A 16,971-nucleotide genomic window follows, 5' to 3' on the forward strand; every position below is an offset into this window, starting at 1 on the left:
TTATACCCGCGCCTCTGGCCAGCGTCAAATCCTCAGTCCTGGGCGACCCGGACCACCAGTTTGCCGAAGTTGCGCCCTTCCAGCAGACCGATGAACGCCTCGGGCGCCTGCTCCAGGCCTTCGACCACGTCCTCGCGGAATTTCACCTTGCCGTCGCGTACCCACGGCACCATGTGGCTGATGAATTCCGGCTGACGATCACCGTAATCGTCGAAGACGATGAAGCCCTGAATACGCACACGCTTGGTGAGCAATGTGCGTTGCAGCATCGGCAGGCGATCCGGGCCGGTCGGCGCTTCGGCGGCGTTGTAGCCGGCGATCAGGCCGCACAACGGGATGCGCGCCTTGGGATTGAGCAACGGCACGACCGCGTCGAAGACATGGCCGCCGACGTTCTCGTAATAGATGTCGATGCCGTTCGGACAGGCTTTGGCCAGCTGCTCGGCAAAGTCTTCGGCCTTATGGTCGATGCAGGCATCAAAACCCAGCTCCTCAACGACGTATTTGCACTTCTCGGCCCCACCGGCCACGCCGACCGCGCGCAGGCCTTTGATCTTCGCCACTTGCCCGACCACCGAGCCGACGGCGCCGGACGCCGCAGCCACCACCAGGGTTTCGCCTTCTTTCGGCTGACCGATGTCCATCAGGCCCATGTACGCGGTCATGCCGGGCATACCCAGTACGCCGAGGGCCATCGACGGGCTCGGCAGGCCGGCCGGGATCGGCATGATGTTGCGACCGTCGCTGATGCTGTGGCTCTGCCAACCGGTGGCGCCAACCACCAGATCACCGGCGTGGAATTTCGGATGATTGGACTGCTCGACCCGGCTGACCGCACCACCGGTCATGACTTCGCCGATTTGCACTGGCGCAGCGTAGGACGGTGCGTCGCTCATACGTCCGCGCATGTACGGGTCGAGCGACAGGTACAGGGTTTTCAACAGCACCTGACCGTCCTGCAGATCCGGCAGCGCCTCGCGCTCGAGACGAAAGTTCTCCGGGGTCGGCGCGCCGGTCGGGCGCGAGGCGAGGACGAAGCGTTGATTGAGGGTGAGAGGGTCGGACATGTCAGCGTCTCCTGTGAATGGGGAATTCGGTGTATAGGGAGCAGACCTTGGTAACGGTGGTGTGTTCGATGTTTCTGCAGTTTTGACCGAGGCGCCGCCTTCGCGAGCAGGCTCGCTCCCACACTTTGAAATGCAATCCCTGTGGGAGCGAGCCTGCTCGCGAAAGCGTCAGTCTGCCGGCACATGCCCGTCAGGCAGAAACAAAAATGCCAGGCACAATGCCTGGCATTTTGTGTAGCTCATCTGCCGCCCAAAGGCGAATCAGAAAGGCAGTTTCATACCCGCTGGCAGGTTCATGCCGGCGGTCATGCTGCCCATTTTTTCCTGGCTGTTGGCTTCGATCTTGCGCACGGCGTCGTTGACGGCGGCAGCGACCACGGCTTCCAGCATCTCTTTGTCGTCTTCGCTCAGGCCTTCGACCAGGCTTGGGTCGATGCTCACGCTTTTAACGTCGTGACGACCGGTCATCACCACGGTGACCATGTCGCCGCCGGCCTTGCCGGTGACTTCGGCGTTGGCCAGTTCTTCCTGCATCTTGGCCATTTTTTCCTGCATCTGCTGCGCCTGCTTCATCAGGCCGGCCATGCCACCTTTCATCATGGGAATCACCTCAAACGTACTTGGATAAAACAGCGCCCGGCCATCGAGGCCGAGCACCTTCAGTTATTAGCCTTGGGTGACCAAGGCGTCGACAGGTTCAATAGTATCGCTTCGCACCACTGCGCCGAACTGCTGAACCATCTGCTGGATGAACGGATCACCGTGGATCGATTCCTCCGCCTCACGCTGGCGATTGGCGCGGCGGCGCGAGGCGGCCTGGGCCGGGGTTTCCTGCTCGGGCTTGATCAGCTCGATGGTCAGGGTCAGCGTGCGCCCGTGGAACTGGTTCAACGCGTCGTTGAGACGACGCTGTTGCGTGGCGTTGAACAGGGCACTGTGAGCCGGATCAAGGTGCATCAGCCAGTGATCGCCATCGACCGCAATCAACGTGCAGTTGGCGGCGATGCTGCCGGTCATGCCGGAAATCGGCAGCTTCGGGAACAGCTCCAGCCATTGCAGGGCCAGACCGGTGGCCGGCGCGGCGGCAGGTTCCGGCTCGGGCTCAGGTTCTGGATCGGCGGCGTGTTCGCTGGCCAGTTCGTCGAGGTAGCTGTAGGCCGAATCCATGTCCGGCTCGATGTAGTCTTCATCCAGCGGCGGTTCGTCGTCCATGTCCATGCCCGGCGTAGCGGCATCGACGTCGGCGACGGACGGCTCGGGATTGGCGCAGCGGCCCACTCCGGCGCATCCGGCACCACGCTGTCCGGGGTCGGCAGCGGCATCGGCGGCAGCTCGGGCTGCTCGCCGGCGGTTTCCAGCACGGGTTCGACAGCGGGTTGCTGAACGGGCGCAGGCTCGGCCTCGGCTTCCACCGGGTCGTTCCACGGCAGATCGACCACGGCCTCGATAGCGACCGGCTCAGGCTGCGGTTGCGCTTCGACAACTGGCGCAACGGGTTCTGGCTCGGCAGCCGGCGCCGCTACGGGTGCGGGCGCCGGGGCAACAGCCGCAGCGACCACCGGCGCAGGCTTCGGCGCGGCAGCCACTGAGTTTGCGGAATCAACTGTGGCCTGGCTGATCCCCACTGGCTTTAGCGGTTGCCTCGGCGCGTCCGCCGTATCCGCCGGGCGGAACGCGAGCATCCGCAGCAAGACCATTTCGAAACCGCCGCGCGGGTCCGGCGCCAGCGGCAAATCGCGGCGACCGATCAGGCCCATTTGGTAATAGAACTGCACATCTTCGGCCGGCAACGCCTGGGCCAGGGCCAATACGCGATCACGGTCGCCGTGGCCATTGTCGACGCCGTCCGGCAGCGCCTGAGCGATGGCCACGCGGTGCAGCACGTTGAGAATTTCCGAGAGCACGCCGTTCCAGTCCGGACCTTGCTCGGCCAGATGCCGCACGGCCTCGAGCAGCGCCTTGGCATCGCCTTCGATCAGCGCATGCAGCACGTCATAGACCTGACCGTGATCCAGCGTGCCGAGCATCGCGCGCACGTCGGTAGCGAGCACTTTGCCTTCACCGAACGCGATGGCCTGATCGGTCAGGCTCATGGCGTCACGCATCGAGCCGTCAGCAGCGCGACCAAGCAGCCACAGTGCATCGTCTTCAAACGGTACGTTTTCTGCGGTCAGCACGTGGGTCAAATGCTCGACCACACGCTCAGGCGTCATGTTTTTCAGGGAGAACTGCAGGCAACGCGAAAGAATCGTTGCTGGAAGTTTCTGCGGATCGGTGGTCGCCAGGATGAATTTGACGTAGGGCGGCGGCTCTTCGAGGGTTTTCAACAGCGCATTGAAGGAATGGCTGGAAAGCATGTGCACTTCGTCGATCAGGTAGACCTTGAAGCGCCCACGACTTGGCGCGTACTGCACGTTATCGAGCAGTTCGCGGGTGTCTTCGACCTTGGTGCGGCTGGCGGCGTCGATCTCGATCAGGTCGACAAAACGCCCCTCATCGATCTCGCGGCACACCGAACACTCGCCGCAGGGACTGGAGGTGATACCTGTCTCGCAGTTCAGGCACTTGGCAATGATCCGCGCGATGGTGGTCTTGCCGACCCCGCGCGTCCCGGTGAACAGGTAGGCGTGGTGCAGCCGTTGGCTGTCCAAGGCATTGATCAGAGCCTTGAGCACATGGGTCTGGCCGACCATTTCGCGGAACGAGCGTGGACGCCATTTACGTGCAAGAACCTGATAACTCATCGAAAACCGTCGCAGCGAAGGAAGCAGAAGCGGCTAATGCTAGCGGAGCAAGGGCAAAATTGCATCCGGTGTCCTCGTCTAATATGGCTAAGCTGCATCAGCAGAGGCTTTTATCAGCTCGGGATGGGGAATTACCGGAGCGTTTATGCGGTGGGCCGTGGCGGCATTGCTGGGTATCAGCCTCAACGCGATGGCAGCGCAAGCGCCGTTGCGCTTCGCCGTGCCGGACAGTTGGGCGATGCCGATGGTGCAACTGCAAGGCGGCAGTCCGACCCAGGGCATCCTGCACGACGTCCTGCTCAGCCTGGCGACCCAGGTTGGCGCGCCAGCGCAATTCGTCGTCCTGCCGCGCGCGCGGGTTCAGAGCGCCATGGAGCACGGCGACATCGACGTGCGCTGCTATGCCGCACAGTCGTGGCTACCGAATCAGTCCGGCGATTACATCTGGAGCGTGCCGTTGTGGTTTCAGCGCGACCTGCTGATCAGCCGCAAGGAGCAACCGGCGCAGATCGATCCCGCCCGGCTGCCGCGCCAGGCCATCGGCACCGTCCTCGGTTACAGCTACCCTACCCTGCAACCGCTGTTCGACGCTGACCAGTTGCAACGCGAAGACGCGCGCAATCAGGAACAGGTACTGGAAAAGCTGCTGGCCGGGCGATACCGCTATGCGGTGAGCAATCAGTGGACGCTGGACTGGATCAATCAGCGCCTGTTGCCGGAGCAGCAGCTGCAAGGGGTCGCGGTGCTGCAGGAACAGAATATCGGCTGCTATGTGAGGAACGACCCGAACGTGCCGGTGCAGCGGATCCTGCGCACGTTGCTGCGGATGAAAATGTCCGGCGAGATCGACGACATAATCCGGTTGTACACCGGCGCCTCTTCAACCACACCCTAACCCCATGTGGGCCGGGTCAATAACCGTGCGATTCGCGGAATTTCGGCTCACGGCTGTGGTGATAATCGATCCACTCGACCACGTCGTAAGGCAGATAGAGCTGCTGCCGGGCACGAGACACGGCGATGTACACCGCGCAGATGCGCTGATCGAACTCGTAGGCATCCTTGAATTTCTCGTTACTGAGCAACGTCCGGGTCAACAGCACGCGCCTGAACTCCATGCCGCCAGCCCGCTCGGCCATCATCAACAGACAGGCCTTGCCCGGCTCGATGATCTTTTGGCTCAGTCGCGTCAGGTCGGCAATCATGAAGCCGTTTTGCAGTTGCGCTTCGATCCACAAAAACGCCTCGTCGAAACGGTTGGCCTCACGCACCTGCTGCCAATGAGCCATGTCGCTGAAATACGGGTGTGGTCCTTTCTCGCTGGATCCGGCGTTGTAGAAATCGCGGCGGAACAGCTCGATGGCGGTGGTCATGAAATGCTTGATGTCGTCCTGCGCTTCCCGGTCGGGGAAACTGAAGGCGCAACTGGAGTCGTGCAGATGGATGGCCCACATCATCGTGTCCCACGGTGAAGCGGTCAGCACCACGCAACCTTCGGGCGGCACGAAGGCTTGCGGGTAGTACTCGATATCGACGTCGGCGTGACGAGCGCCTTCGAACGGCACTTTGCTCTTGTGCGTATGGCGCGAGATCAGCGGATTGACCAGGCGCTCGACATTGCGCCCCGAGCGCACCGAATAGCAGATATCGCTCTGACGAACTTCACGCTTGCGCTTGGGCGCCTCGCCCGTGGCCTGCTGATACTCATCGCCGAGGGTGATCAGCACCTGCTGCCCGCGCTCGATGATTTGCAGCAAAGACGCCGGCACATCCTGGCTTTCGTCGATGATCACATGGGTGTAGCGCGGCGGGACGCGGCAACCGGCGAGACTGGCGCGCTTGATCATTAGCAACGTGGGAAAACCGCTCTGGCTGGCCCAGGCCGGATTGGCTTCCAGATACACCCACAGGCGACTGGAGTATTCCAGCAGCGCCTGCGAGTCAGCGCCGGTCAAGGGCTGCTGGAAGTGCGGCAAGTGCCTGGCGGACAGCGTGTGATCTCTTGAGGCGCAGTACAGCTTGAGCACGCGCAGACAAACTTCGAGGGTGCCCGGCCCGTCGTGGTGGCGAAAGCCGAAGATATTCAGTTCCTGCGCCAGCGCCTGCTTGCTCGGCAGACGCGCCGGCGTTCTGGCCATAGGCAACCGGGGACCAAGCAGCTGAGTCTGGGCGAAATCGAAAAAGGTCTGGCCAATTTCCGTGTCGTGGACCTGAACGATGTGCTTGCGCAGCGTCGCCAGTTTCGCCGGGGTGCGCGCCAGTACCAGGGTGCGTTTCGAGCGCAGGCACTCGATCAGCGCGCTGAGCATGTAGCTCTTGCCGATGCCCGCATAACCCTGCACGTGCAGGTCTTCGTCGAGGTTGGCACGGAAGGTTCGCAGCAGCTTGTCCTGCGCTGCGCTTAACCAGTGCTCGCGCTCACGTGGCGTGACCATTTGCTGGCGAAACGGGTTGTTCTGTTGCTGATGGCGGATCTTGTAGTCCAGATCCCACTGCCCGCTGGGCAACAGAAATGCCTGCGCGGCGACTTCATCGGCCATGAGAAAACGCAGGTTCAGGCCTTTGAGCACATTGAGGCCGAAATACAATTTGCGCGAATCGAACAGACGCCGCGCCTCTGCAAGCAGTCCCGCCGATCCGGTGCGCCGAGAGGTGACAGACCAGTCAATGAGTCTGGCGAGGATCTTCTCCGCTGCGCTGGCGCTCAAATCCTGTTCCGTGGCCTGGGCGAGGTTCTGAATGACCAGCACTGCCGCCAGTTCCGGGTCGCTCAGGCGGGCCAGTGTCGCGTCACCCTCGGGCTGCAACAGCGCCGTACACGCATCATGGGTGATGGGCAGAAATACCGGGGTGGCCAAATCAAAATGTTCCGGGTGCATACAACCTCGCCGCCTGGGCTTTAATACAACACCAGATCAGTCCTGGTCATTCTCGTCGTGCATTTCATGGGACTGCGGCAAGTTTCTCTCACGGCTGGCCTCGGGGCTGATCCGCAGTTCGAAGGAGTAGCCGCCGAGCGTGCCGGACATGCCACGTCGTTCAGTGCCGCTGGCCATCGCCCCCGCATCGATCTGCGCCTGCACTTCGTAGAGCGCCATTTCCAGCAGTTTGCGCAGGTGTTCAGGGCTTTGCGCGCTGGCGTGCAGTTGCAGGTCGTACTGGCCGGGCACCGGCTCAGCGATGACGGGCTGGTCCTGCACCGCGAGCGGCTGCGCAGTTTCTTCAGCCGCGTTGAACACGGTCGAAGCCGCCAGAATCGCGGCGTGCTCCTCATCCATCAGGTCGAGCACTCGCGACAACTCCAGCGTGCGCTCGGGCTGATCCTGCATCTGCGCTTTGACTTCCAGACGCCGCATCTGCCATTCGCGCAGTTTTTCACGAGTCAGATCGTCGATTTCACCCACTTGCCTTACCTCTCAATGCCAGGCGAGGGAGTATGCCACTGTTCGCGGTCGGCAGCCGCACGGGCACCGGGACGCTGCGCTGCTGATCCGCGCGTTTCTGATGGCGGATCAACGCCACTAGCCAAATCGCAGGCATAAAAAAACCGCAGTGGGCGAAACCCATGCAGTTCTCTTTGAATTCTCGGTAGGTTCGTTAAGGTGGTGCCCCCACCAGCCACACCCCGGCACACAATGTTCCCGCTGTGGCTGCTTCCTTCCGGATCTGACCAGGTTCACGGGTAATCGTTGCGGGGGGACCGATGGGGTCACCATAACGACGCTTGCCTGTCGGCGAGCCGCGCCATTGTACCTGTCTGAGATGAACTTACAACCGTTGGTTGCAGATAAAAAACCTGAACGGCTTCAAGGACATAAACATCACGGCCTGCGACACCTACAAGGCCAGCACCTCATCCGCCCTGCCGCCCGCCTGCTGGATCACCAGATGAATGAAGTGCAGCTTGGCGATCGCCGCCGCCGGCAGTACGAACGGGTAGAAATCCGGCTGGCCCATGCTGCGCGACAGTTCGTTGAGCATGCCGGCCAGTTCGATCCACGCATTGACGAACGACAGGAATGCCGTGCCGCCGGGGTGCTCCGGGTCGTACAGGGTGCTGGTGGGAAATGGCTGATAGTCGAAGTCCATTTCCCGCGCGCTCATGCCGAAGCCCAGCGCCGTGTCGACCGCATCCATCATGTGCAGGTAATGCGCCCAGGTTTCCGCCCAGTCTTCCCACGGGTGCATGGTCGCGTAGGCACTGACGTAGTGCTGCGGCCAGTCCAGCGGCGCGCCTTGCTGGTAGTGCCGGTCCAGCGCCTCGGCGTAACTGGCGCGTTCGTCGCCGAACAGATTGCGGAACGCGTCCAGCCAAGGGCCGTTGGCGATGAGGCGATCCCAGTAGTAGTGGCCGACCTCATGGCGAAAATGCCCGAGCAGCGTGCGGTAAGGTTCGTGCATCGCTGCCCTGACCTGCTCACGGTGAGCGTCGTCGGCCTCTTTGATGTCGAGGGTGATCAGACCATTGGCGTGGCCGGTCATCGGCGCGTTGCCTTCCAGGTCGACACCGATGAAGTCGAACGCCAGCCCGGTTTCTTCATCCGTGGTTTTCGGGATGACCGGCAAGCCGAGGGTGATCAGTTGCGCGACCAGTCTACGCTTGGCGATTTCGACCTTGCGCCAGCGTTCGGGATTTTCCGCGACGGACAGGTCGGGAATGGTGCGGTTGAGGCTGCAAGCGATGCACAAGGTGTCGTGATCGTTGGCCGGCAGCAGCCAGTTGCACGCGGCGGGCATGTCGAGGTTGGCGCAGCGGCGGAACAGACCGGCGTCGGGATCGACGTCGAGCGTCCAGGTGCCCTCTTCCGGCCCCGGCTGCAGCGAGGTCAGGCGACTTTCTTCAGGTTGATAGCCAAGCAAGGCGTTACAGGCCAGGCACTGACTGTTGCGAAAGAACAGCGACTGGCCGCAACGGCACGGCCAGACTTTGCTGTTGCGCGAGGATCCGGCCACGAACGGCGCGATGATGCGGGAACTGAGCTGCTCGAAAAAACGGTGCATGGCGATCTCTCCCTGGGACTGGCCAAGACTAGATCATCCTGAAGACAACATCGTTCCCACCCATAACCGCGGAGTCGGGTGATAGCACTATTGTGGTGAGGGGATTTATCCCCGCTCGACTGCGCAGCAGTCGCAAAAAACCGTACACGCGATACAGATGAAATGATCGGTCGCAGGGTTTTGGGGTCGCTGCGCAACCCAGCGGGGATAAATCCCCTCGCCACAGGTGTCCATCCGGACAGGGATAAATCCCCTCGCCACAGGTGTCCATCCGGAGAGGGGTAAATCCCCTCACCACAGGGGTTCATCCGGTCAGACAGGGACGCCGTGGGTTTTGAGGAAGGCGATAAACGCTTCTTCGTCCATGACCTTCACCCCCAGTTCATTGGCCTTGGTCAGTTTCGAGCCGGCACCCGGCCCTGCGACCACGCAATGAGTTTTCGCCGACACCGAACCGGCGACCTTGGCACCCAGGCTTTCCAGATGATCCTTGGCCACATCCCGGCTCATCAACTCGACCTTGCCGGTCAGCACCCAGGTTTCGCCGGACAGCGGCAGACCTTCGACGACTTTTTTCTCGCTCTGCCAATGCATGCCGAAATCGCGCAGCTGCTGCTCGGCCCGCTCGGCCAGTTGCCGATGCTCAGGCGAGGCGAAGAACTCGCGCACCGAGTTGGCCTGCTTCTCCGGCAATGCCTGGCGCATGTCCAGCCAGTCAGCGTTCATCACCGCTTCCAGCGAACCGAAGCGGTCGGCAAGTTTCTGCGCACCACCGGGGCCGACGAAGGGAATGTGCAGTTTGTCGAGCAGGCCGCCCAAGGTGGTACTGGCGGCGAATTCGGCGCCCAACTCGCCTTGATCCTGAATCTGCAAACCATGGCCGAGCAATTCGCTGATGACCTGCTGGTTGTGCGCATCCTCAAAGAAACTGTGAATCTCGTGCGCCACTTCCAGGCCGACATCCGGCAGGTAGGTCAGCACATGCGGCAAGGCCTGTTGCACGCGCTCCAGCGAACCCAGCGAACGCGCCAGCACCTTGGCCGTCTCTTCGCCGACATCGGGAATGCCGAGGGCGTAGATGAAACGTGCCAGGCTCGGTTGCTTGCTGTCTTCAATGGCTTTGAGCAGCTTGTTGCTCGATACCTCGGCGAAGCCTTCCAGATCGACGATGTCGTCGAATTTCAGCGCATACAAATCAGCCGGCGAACTGACCAGGCCTTCGTCGACCAGTTGCTCGACGCTCTTGTCGCCCAAGCCTTCAATGTCCATGGCTCGACGCGAGACGAAGTGAATGATCGCCTGCTTCAATTGCGCACCACAGGCCAGTCGGCCGACGCAGCGATACACTGCACCTTCGCTGAAGGTTTCCTTGCCCTTGCTGCGCTTGACCAGTTGCGTGCGTTCGACGTGCGAGCCGCACACCGGGCAGCTTTCAGGAATGGCCACCGGGCGCGCGTCATCGGGGCGACGCTCGGTAACTACCTGCACCACTTGCGGAATCACATCACCGGCGCGGCGGATGATCACCGTGTCGCCGATCATCAGGCCCAGACGCGCGACTTCGTCCATGTTGTGCAACGTGGCGTTGGCCACGGTGACGCCGGCGACTTTCACCGGTTTCAGACGCGCCACCGGAGTCACCGCACCGGTGCGGCCGACCTGGAATTCCACGTCGAGCAGCTCGGTAAGTTCTTCCATCGCCGGGAATTTGTGCGCGATCGCCCAGCGCGGCTCGCGGGCGCGGAAGCCCAGCTCACGCTGGTCGGCGATGCTGTTGACCTTGAACACCACGCCATCGATTTCATAGGCCAGCGAGTTACGGCGCTCGCCGATATCGCGGTAATACTCCAGGCACTCATCGACGCCCTTGGCCAGCTTCAGTTCGTGACTGATCGGCATGCCCCACTTCTGCAACTGCTTGAGGTTACCGATGTGGGTGTCGGCGATATCGTGAGACACCTGACCGATGCCATAGCAGCAGAATTCCAGCGGACGATTGGCGGTGATCTTCGAATCGAGCTGGCGCAGGCTGCCTGCTGCCGCGTTGCGCGGGTTGGCGAAGGTCTTGCCGCCGTTTTCCAGTTGCGAAGCATTGAGGCGCTCGAAACCGGCCTTGGACATGAACACTTCACCGCGCACTTCCAGCGTCGCCGGCCAGCCTTCGCCGTGCAGCTTCAGCGGAATATTGCGCACGGTGCGCACGTTGACGCTGATATCTTCGCCGGTGGTGCCATCGCCCCGGGTGGCGCCGCGCACCAGCAGACCATCCTGATACAGCAAGCTGACCGCCAGGCCATCGAGCTTCGGCTCGCAGCTGTATTCCACCGCCGCGCCGCCACCAAACAGATCGCCGGCCGGCACGTCGAGGCCTTCAGTGACGCGGCGATCGAACTCGCGCATGTCGGATTCTTCAAAGGCGTTGCCGAGGCTGAGCATCGGAATTTCGTGACGCACCTGAGTGAACGCGGTCAACGCCATGCTGCCGACGCGCTGGGTCGGCGAATCGCTGGTGATCAGTTCCGGGTTGGCCGCTTCCAGTGCCTTGAGCTCGTGAAACAAGCGATCGTACTCGGCATCGGGAATGCTCGGCTCGTCGAGAACGTGATAGCGATAGTTGTGCTGATCCAGCTCAGCGCGCAGCTCTAGAATGCGGGTTTTGGCGGCGGTCATGGGTGTTCTCTCATAAAGCAAAAGAGCAGCCGAGGCTGCTCCAGTTTTATTCCATCATCGGCGGCGGTGCCAGAAGATCGCAGCCTCGTTGCACTCGTCAGCTCCTACAGTATCGCGATCCTCTGTAGGAGCTGCCGAAGGCTGCGATCTTTTGATTTGGCCTTAGCGCTTCTGGGTCAGGGCGCGGCGTTCGAATTCGACGATGCGCTGACGGTAGTGCTCAATCGTCTGCGCAGTCAGTACGCTGCGCTGGTCGTCTTTCAGTTCGCCGTTCAGTTCCTGGGACAGCTTGCGGGCTGCCGCGACCATCACGTCGAAGGCCTGCTTCGGATGACGCGGGCCTGGCAGACCGAGGAAGAAGCTCACCGCCGGAGTGCTGAAGTGGTCGATGTCGTCCAGATCAAAGATGCCCGGCTTGACCGCGTTGGCCATGGAGAACAGCACTTCGCCGTTGCCGGCCATGCTTTCGTGGCGGTGGAAAATGTCCATCTCGCCGAAACGCAGGCCGCTTTCGAGAATGTTCTGCAGCAGCGCCGGGCCTTTGAAGCCGGCCGGGTCGCGGCAGATCACGCTGATCACCAGGACTTCTTCGGCTTGTGGCTGATCTTTTTCCGCCACGGCCGCTGCAGGCTTGCTGTCTTCGGCGAAATCGTCATCGCGGCTGCTGAAGCTCGGGCCGCCGTCCAGATCGAGGTCGAGGTTCAAGTCGCCCTGCGCCGGGCCGTTGCTGCCGCGTTTGCCACGTTTCGAACCGGATTCACGCGGCTCGCGGGCTTCGCGGTTGGGCATGCTCACCGACGGCAGATCGTGCTCGTCCAGTTGCGGCTCTTTGTGTGTATCCAGGACGCGGGCCGGGCCCAACAGCTCGGCGCTGGTGTCCTCGTCCGGCAGATTGGACAGGCTCCGGTCGAGACGGAATTTCAGCTTTCCCTTGCCGCCGCGCATACGGCGCCAGCCATCGAAAAGAATACCGGCTATCACAATGATGCCGATGACGATCAGCCACTCGCGCAGACCGATTTCCATGTAATCCCGTGCCTCTATAAAAAATGCTGAAAAATAAGGGGTTTACACTGCGTAAACCGCTTTAAAACGTGGCGCCAACTCTATGTTCTGACAGGCGTTTTGCCCACGTATACGAAAAATTGACATTAAACTAGCACGACCAAAGACAACTTTACACCGTCTGTCTCATTTGGCTTGCGCGAATATGTCGATTGGCCATTCAGCCGGTGTCAGTAAAAAGTCCTACAGACCTCCAAAACTATTCCGACACCACACCGACTCAGGCATCCACCATCGCCATCGCCTCCTCGACATCCACCGCCACCAGTCGCGAACAGCCCGGTTCATGCATCGTCACACCCATCAACTGCTCGGCCATTTCCATGGCGATCTTGTTGTGGGTGATGTAAATGAACTGCACGGTCTGCGACATCTCTTTGACCAGGCGTGCGTAGCGTCCAACGTTAGCGTCATCCAGTGGCGCGTCAACCTCATCGAGCATGCAGAACGGCGCCGGATTCAACTTGAAGATGGCAAAAACCAGGGCCAGTGCAGTCAGGGCTTTTTCGCCGCCGGAGAGCAAATGGATGGTGCTGTTCTTCTTCCCGGGCGGCTGCGCCATGATCGTCACCCCTGTATCGAGTAGATCTTCGCCCGTCAGTTCCAAATACGCGCGCCCGCCACCGAAAACTTTCGGGAAAAGTGCCTGCAAACCACCGTTGATCTGATCAAAGGTATCTTTGAAACGGTTGCGGGTTTCTTTATCGATTTTGCGGATGACGTTTTCCAGGGTCTCCAGCGCCTCGACCAGATCGGCGTCCTGCGCATCCAGATAACGTTTACGCTCCGATTGTTGCGTGTATTCATCGATGGCCGCGAGGTTGATCGCACCCAGGCGCTGAATCCGCGCGTTGATGCGTTCGAGTTCTTCTTCGGCTTCGCGTTCACTGGCTTGTGCGGTCAATGTGGCGAGCACGCCGTTGAGATCGTAGCCATCTTCGAGCAATTGATCCTGCAAAGCCTTGCGCCGTACGGTCAGCGCCTGCCATTCCATGCGTTGCTGTTCGAGCTGGCCGCGAATCAACTGCGATTGCTGCTCGGCCTGGGTGCGGCGTTTTTCCGCGTCGCGCAATTCACGATCGGCGTCTTCCAGGGCGATCTGCGCGGTCTTGAGCTCTTCATCGACGGTCATGCGCTTGTCGAGCAACTCTTCGAGTTTCAGACGCAGCTCTTCCAGCGGCGCCTCGCCCTCCTCCAGATTCAGACTCAACTGTTCGCGCTTTTCAGTCAGGCGCTCGGCCTGCATTTCCAGACGTTCCAGCGCCTGGCGCGTGGAGTCGTGCTGGGCGCGCAACGAGCCGAGACGCACGGCCAGTTGATGGGCGTGATCCTTGTGCTGCCGCGCTTCCTGACGCACGCGATCAAGGCGCTCGCGCAGGCTGTCGCGCTGGGCCAGCAGCAACTCGCGCTGCTCGGTGTCGAGCGCCATGGAATCCAGCGCTTCCTGCAAATTCATGCGCGCTTCGCCGACCTGCTCGTGCTCAAGCTCGCGCTGTTCGGCGAGCTCGACCAGTTCTTCATCGAGACGGGTGCGGCGCAAAGTCAGTTGCTCGGCCTTGGCCTTGCCGGCGGACAACTGCGCTTTCAGCTCACCTTGCTGGCGCGCTTCGTCTTGCAGCAAGCGGCGCAGGTGTTCGCGGCCGTTTTCCTGCTGGCGCTGTTGCGCGCGCAGGGTTTGCAGGCGGGTTTCCATGGCCTCGACCGTGGCTTCGCGCTCTTCACGCTCCAGTTGCAGGTCTTCGATTTCCTGGCCACGGGCGAGCATGCCGCTTTCCGCTTCGCTGGCGCGACGTACACGCAAGAAGTGCCGACCGACCCAATAGCCGTCGCGGCTGATCAGACTTTGCCCAGAGCTCAACTGGCCGCGCAAGGCCAGCGCCTGTTCAAGGCTGTCGACCGGTTTGACCTGACCAAGCCACGGCGACAGATCGATCTGCGCCTCGACTTTGTCCAGCAGACTGCCGGCCACCCGCACGCCATCGCTGGCCGGGCTGAGCAGGCGCAAATCGCCTTGGGTGAAACCGGACAGATCGAAGCCGCTGAAATCGTCGACCAGCACCGCTTGCAGATCGGCGCCAAGCACGGTTTCCACCGCCAGCTCCCAACCGGCCTCGACCTTCAGGCCTTCGGCCAGACGCGGACGCTCGGCGAGGTTGTGTTCCTTTAACCATTCAGCGGTGCCGGTGCCCGGATCGAGCGCGGCTTGCTGCAAGGCTTCCAGCGACGCCAAACGACCGTTGAGCCGCTGCAGATCGCCCTGCGCCTGCTGCTGCGCAGTCAACGCCTGCTGTAATTCCTGACGCAGTTGTTCGAGCTTTTCGACCTGTGCTTCCTCGCTGGTCTGTAAATCTTCGAGGGTCGCTTCGGACTCGGCGAGCTGCTCGTTGAGCGCCATGATCGCCGCGTCTTCCGGGTCGGCGGACAGCAACGCACGCTCTTCAGCGAGGCGCTTCTGTCGGTCAGCCAGACGCTCCATGCTGCTTTCCAGCTGCTGGATCCGCGACTGCTGCACTTCAGCCTGACGGCGCGGTTCGGCAGCGGTCAGGTTGAAAGCATCCCACTGCTCCTGCCAGCCGTGCATGGTGGTTTCGGCTTCTTCGAGGGCCGCAGCGGCTTCCTCGGCGGCGGCACTGGTGACTTCCTGCTCGGGGGTGAGCATGTCCAGTTCTTCGCCGAGGGTCAGCAGCAACGTGCGGTCGTGGCCCAGGTGCGACTCGGTTTCCAGACGCGCGCGCTCGGCTTCTTTCAGATCGTCCTGCAACTGGCGCAACCGCTGCTGGCCATGCTGAATGCTCTGCTCGACCCGGGCGATGTCGCCGCCGACCGAATAGAAGCGGCCCTGCACCAGATTGAAGCGCTCGGACAGGTCGTGGTGACCGTCGCGCAGGCGTTCGATGGCCGCATCAGCATTACGCTGTTCAGCGACCAGCGCTTCGAAACTGACTTCCTGATTGCCGATGATCGACTCGCGCTGGCCGACCTGCTCGTTGAGATCCTGCCAGCGCAGGGCCGAAAGTTGCGCCTTGAGCTGACGCTCTTCGGCCTTGAGTTCCTGATACTTTTTCGCCGCCTCGGCCTGACGGTGCAGACGTTCGAGCTGGCGCTCCAGCTCGTCGCGCAGGTCGGTCAGACGGGCGAGGTTCTCGTGGGTACGGCGGATGCGGTTTTCAGTCTCACGGCGACGCTCCTTGTACTTGGAGATGCCCGCCGCTTCTTCGATGAAATTGCGCAGGTCTTCGGGCTTGGATTCGATCAGCTTGGAGATCATCCCCTGTTCGATGATCGAGTAGCTGCGCGGGCCGAGGCCGGTGCCGAGGAAGATATCGGTGATGTCGCGCCGACGGCATTTGGTGCCGTTGAGGTAATAAGTGGTCTGGCTGTCGCGGGTAACTTTGCGGCGGATGGAAATCTCCGCGTAGGCGGCGTATTCGCCGAGCAGCGTGCCGTCGGAGTTGTCGAACACCAGTTCGATGCTCGCCTGGCTCACCGGTTTGCGGCTGGTCGAGCCGTTGAAGATGACATCGGTCATCGACTCGCCACGCAGGTTCTTCGCCGAACTTTCGCCCATCACCCAGCGCACGGCGTCGATGATGTTCGACTTGCCGCAACCGTTCGGCCCGACGACCGCCGCCATGTTACTGGGGAAGTTCACCGTGGTCGGGTCGACGAAGGATTTGAACCCCGCCAGTTTGATGCACTTCAGCCGCACGCTCAGGCAACCGTCAGCGCAGACACCACCAGATCGCAGCTGCGCTGGGCATACGCCGTGAGCACGATGCGGATCTGCGGCAAATCGCGGGCGAGGACGGCGGCGAGCAAGCGTTCGAACAGTTCGAGGAATTCGCTCATTTCCGCCTTGCGCTGTTCGAGGGCGAGGAAATACGCGCGGCTCATCGCCGGCTGGAGGTTCTCGACGGTTTCTTGCAGGTACGGATTGTTGGCAAACGGATAGGCGGCGCGCATCACCGCGAAGCTGTCATCGACGAAGCTGCGGATATCGCCGCGCTCGTAACTGGCGGTCAGGCGCTGCTGGATCTGCACGAACGGCGCCATGTCCGACTGCACTTGCCAGCCATTGGCCACCGAATTGCCGAGCAGGATGTACAGCTCGCTCATCAGCGTGCACAGGCTCTGCACCTTGTGCGGCGTCAGCTCGGTAACGTGGGCGCCACGACGCGGCAGGATCGCGATCAGGTGACGGCGCTCGAGGATCAGCAAGGCTTCGCGGACCGAACCGCGGCTGACGTTGAGCGCCAGCGTGACCTTCTGTTCCTGGATGCGCTCTCCCGGCTTCATTTCGCCACGAATGATGCGTTCGGCGAGGTGGTGAGCGATTTGCTCGGCGAGGCTGTCCGGCGCCTTGAACGTCATGGTTGTCCTTCAAACTCTATCGATCTGCACAAGCGGCGCAGTGTAGCGCAAAT

General features: G+C 61.6%; 10 protein-coding genes, 1 other RNA gene and 1 pseudogene. 1 reads left to right on the forward strand and 11 read right to left on the reverse strand.

What is annotated here, in order from left to right; translation table 11 throughout:
- Window positions 1-32 precede the first annotated feature (32 nt).
- The 3 genes and pseudogenes from OC605_RS11915 to dnaX all read right to left on the reverse strand — a co-directional run bounded on the left by OC605_RS11915 (window position 33) and on the right by dnaX (window position 3,811).
- A complete protein-coding gene (locus tag OC605_RS11915) occupies window positions 33-1,067 on the reverse strand; it encodes an NADP-dependent oxidoreductase (RefSeq protein ID WP_262137312.1) in 1,035 nt (344 codons plus the stop codon).
- 261 nt (window positions 1,068-1,328) lie between these two features.
- Window positions 1,329-1,667 (reverse strand): YbaB/EbfC family nucleoid-associated protein, encoded by a 339-nt coding sequence (locus tag OC605_RS11920; protein ID WP_003223337.1) that lies wholly within the window; start codon window positions 1,665-1,667, stop codon window positions 1,329-1,331.
- A gap of 66 nt (window positions 1,668-1,733) precedes the next feature.
- Window positions 1,734-3,811: pseudogene (gene dnaX, locus OC605_RS11930) on the reverse strand (DNA polymerase III subunit gamma/tau).
- Between the two features lie 145 nt (window positions 3,812-3,956).
- Between dnaX and OC605_RS11935 the strand changes: the two are divergent.
- On the forward strand, window positions 3,957-4,706 hold the full coding sequence (locus tag OC605_RS11935) for a substrate-binding periplasmic protein (RefSeq protein WP_262137314.1): 750 nt from the start codon (window positions 3,957-3,959) through the stop codon (window positions 4,704-4,706).
- 16 nt (window positions 4,707-4,722) lie between these two features.
- On the opposite strand, the gene OC605_RS11940 is transcribed toward OC605_RS11935, so the two are convergent.
- The 8 genes from OC605_RS11940 to OC605_RS11975 form a co-directional block, all read right to left on the reverse strand.
- On the reverse strand, window positions 4,723-6,690 hold the full coding sequence (locus tag OC605_RS11940; RefSeq protein ID WP_262137317.1) for a hypothetical protein: 1,968 nt from the start codon (window positions 6,688-6,690) through the stop codon (window positions 4,723-4,725).
- A gap of 36 nt (window positions 6,691-6,726) precedes the next feature.
- Window positions 6,727-7,215: a hypothetical protein gene (locus OC605_RS11945; protein WP_262137319.1), complete on the reverse strand. Its 489-nt coding sequence runs from the start codon at window positions 7,213-7,215 to the stop codon at window positions 6,727-6,729.
- Between the two features lie 205 nt (window positions 7,216-7,420).
- Window positions 7,421-7,517: signal recognition particle sRNA small type (ffs, locus tag OC605_RS11950), an RNA gene on the reverse strand.
- 131 nt (window positions 7,518-7,648) lie between these two features.
- Complete coding sequence (locus OC605_RS11955) at window positions 7,649-8,812, reverse strand: putative zinc-binding metallopeptidase (RefSeq protein ID WP_262137321.1); 1,164 nt, start codon at window positions 8,810-8,812, stop codon at window positions 7,649-7,651.
- A 312-nt stretch (window positions 8,813-9,124) separates the two neighbouring features.
- Window positions 9,125-11,482 (reverse strand): NAD-dependent DNA ligase LigA, encoded by a 2,358-nt coding sequence (gene ligA, locus OC605_RS11960; RefSeq protein ID WP_262137322.1) that lies wholly within the window; start codon window positions 11,480-11,482, stop codon window positions 9,125-9,127.
- 162 nt (window positions 11,483-11,644) lie between these two features.
- Window positions 11,645-12,508 carry a cell division protein ZipA gene (zipA, locus tag OC605_RS11965; RefSeq protein WP_016773851.1) on the reverse strand — a complete coding sequence of 288 codons (864 nt, stop codon included), beginning with the start codon at window positions 12,506-12,508 and terminating at the stop codon, window positions 11,645-11,647.
- 259 nt (window positions 12,509-12,767) lie between these two features.
- Window positions 12,768-16,256 carry a chromosome segregation protein SMC gene (gene smc / locus OC605_RS11970; RefSeq protein WP_262137325.1) on the reverse strand — a complete coding sequence of 1,163 codons (3,489 nt, stop codon included), beginning with the start codon at window positions 16,254-16,256 and terminating at the stop codon, window positions 12,768-12,770.
- A 2-nt stretch (window positions 16,257-16,258) separates the two neighbouring features.
- Window positions 16,259-16,918: a GntR family transcriptional regulator gene (locus OC605_RS11975; protein ID WP_016773849.1), complete on the reverse strand. Its 660-nt coding sequence runs from the start codon at window positions 16,916-16,918 to the stop codon at window positions 16,259-16,261.
- Window positions 16,919-16,971: the final 53 nt, after the last annotated feature.

Source organism: Pseudomonas sp. Marseille-Q5117, assembly GCF_946901175.1.
GTDB classification, from domain to species: Bacteria; Pseudomonadota; Gammaproteobacteria; order Pseudomonadales; family Pseudomonadaceae; genus Aquipseudomonas; species Aquipseudomonas iranensis.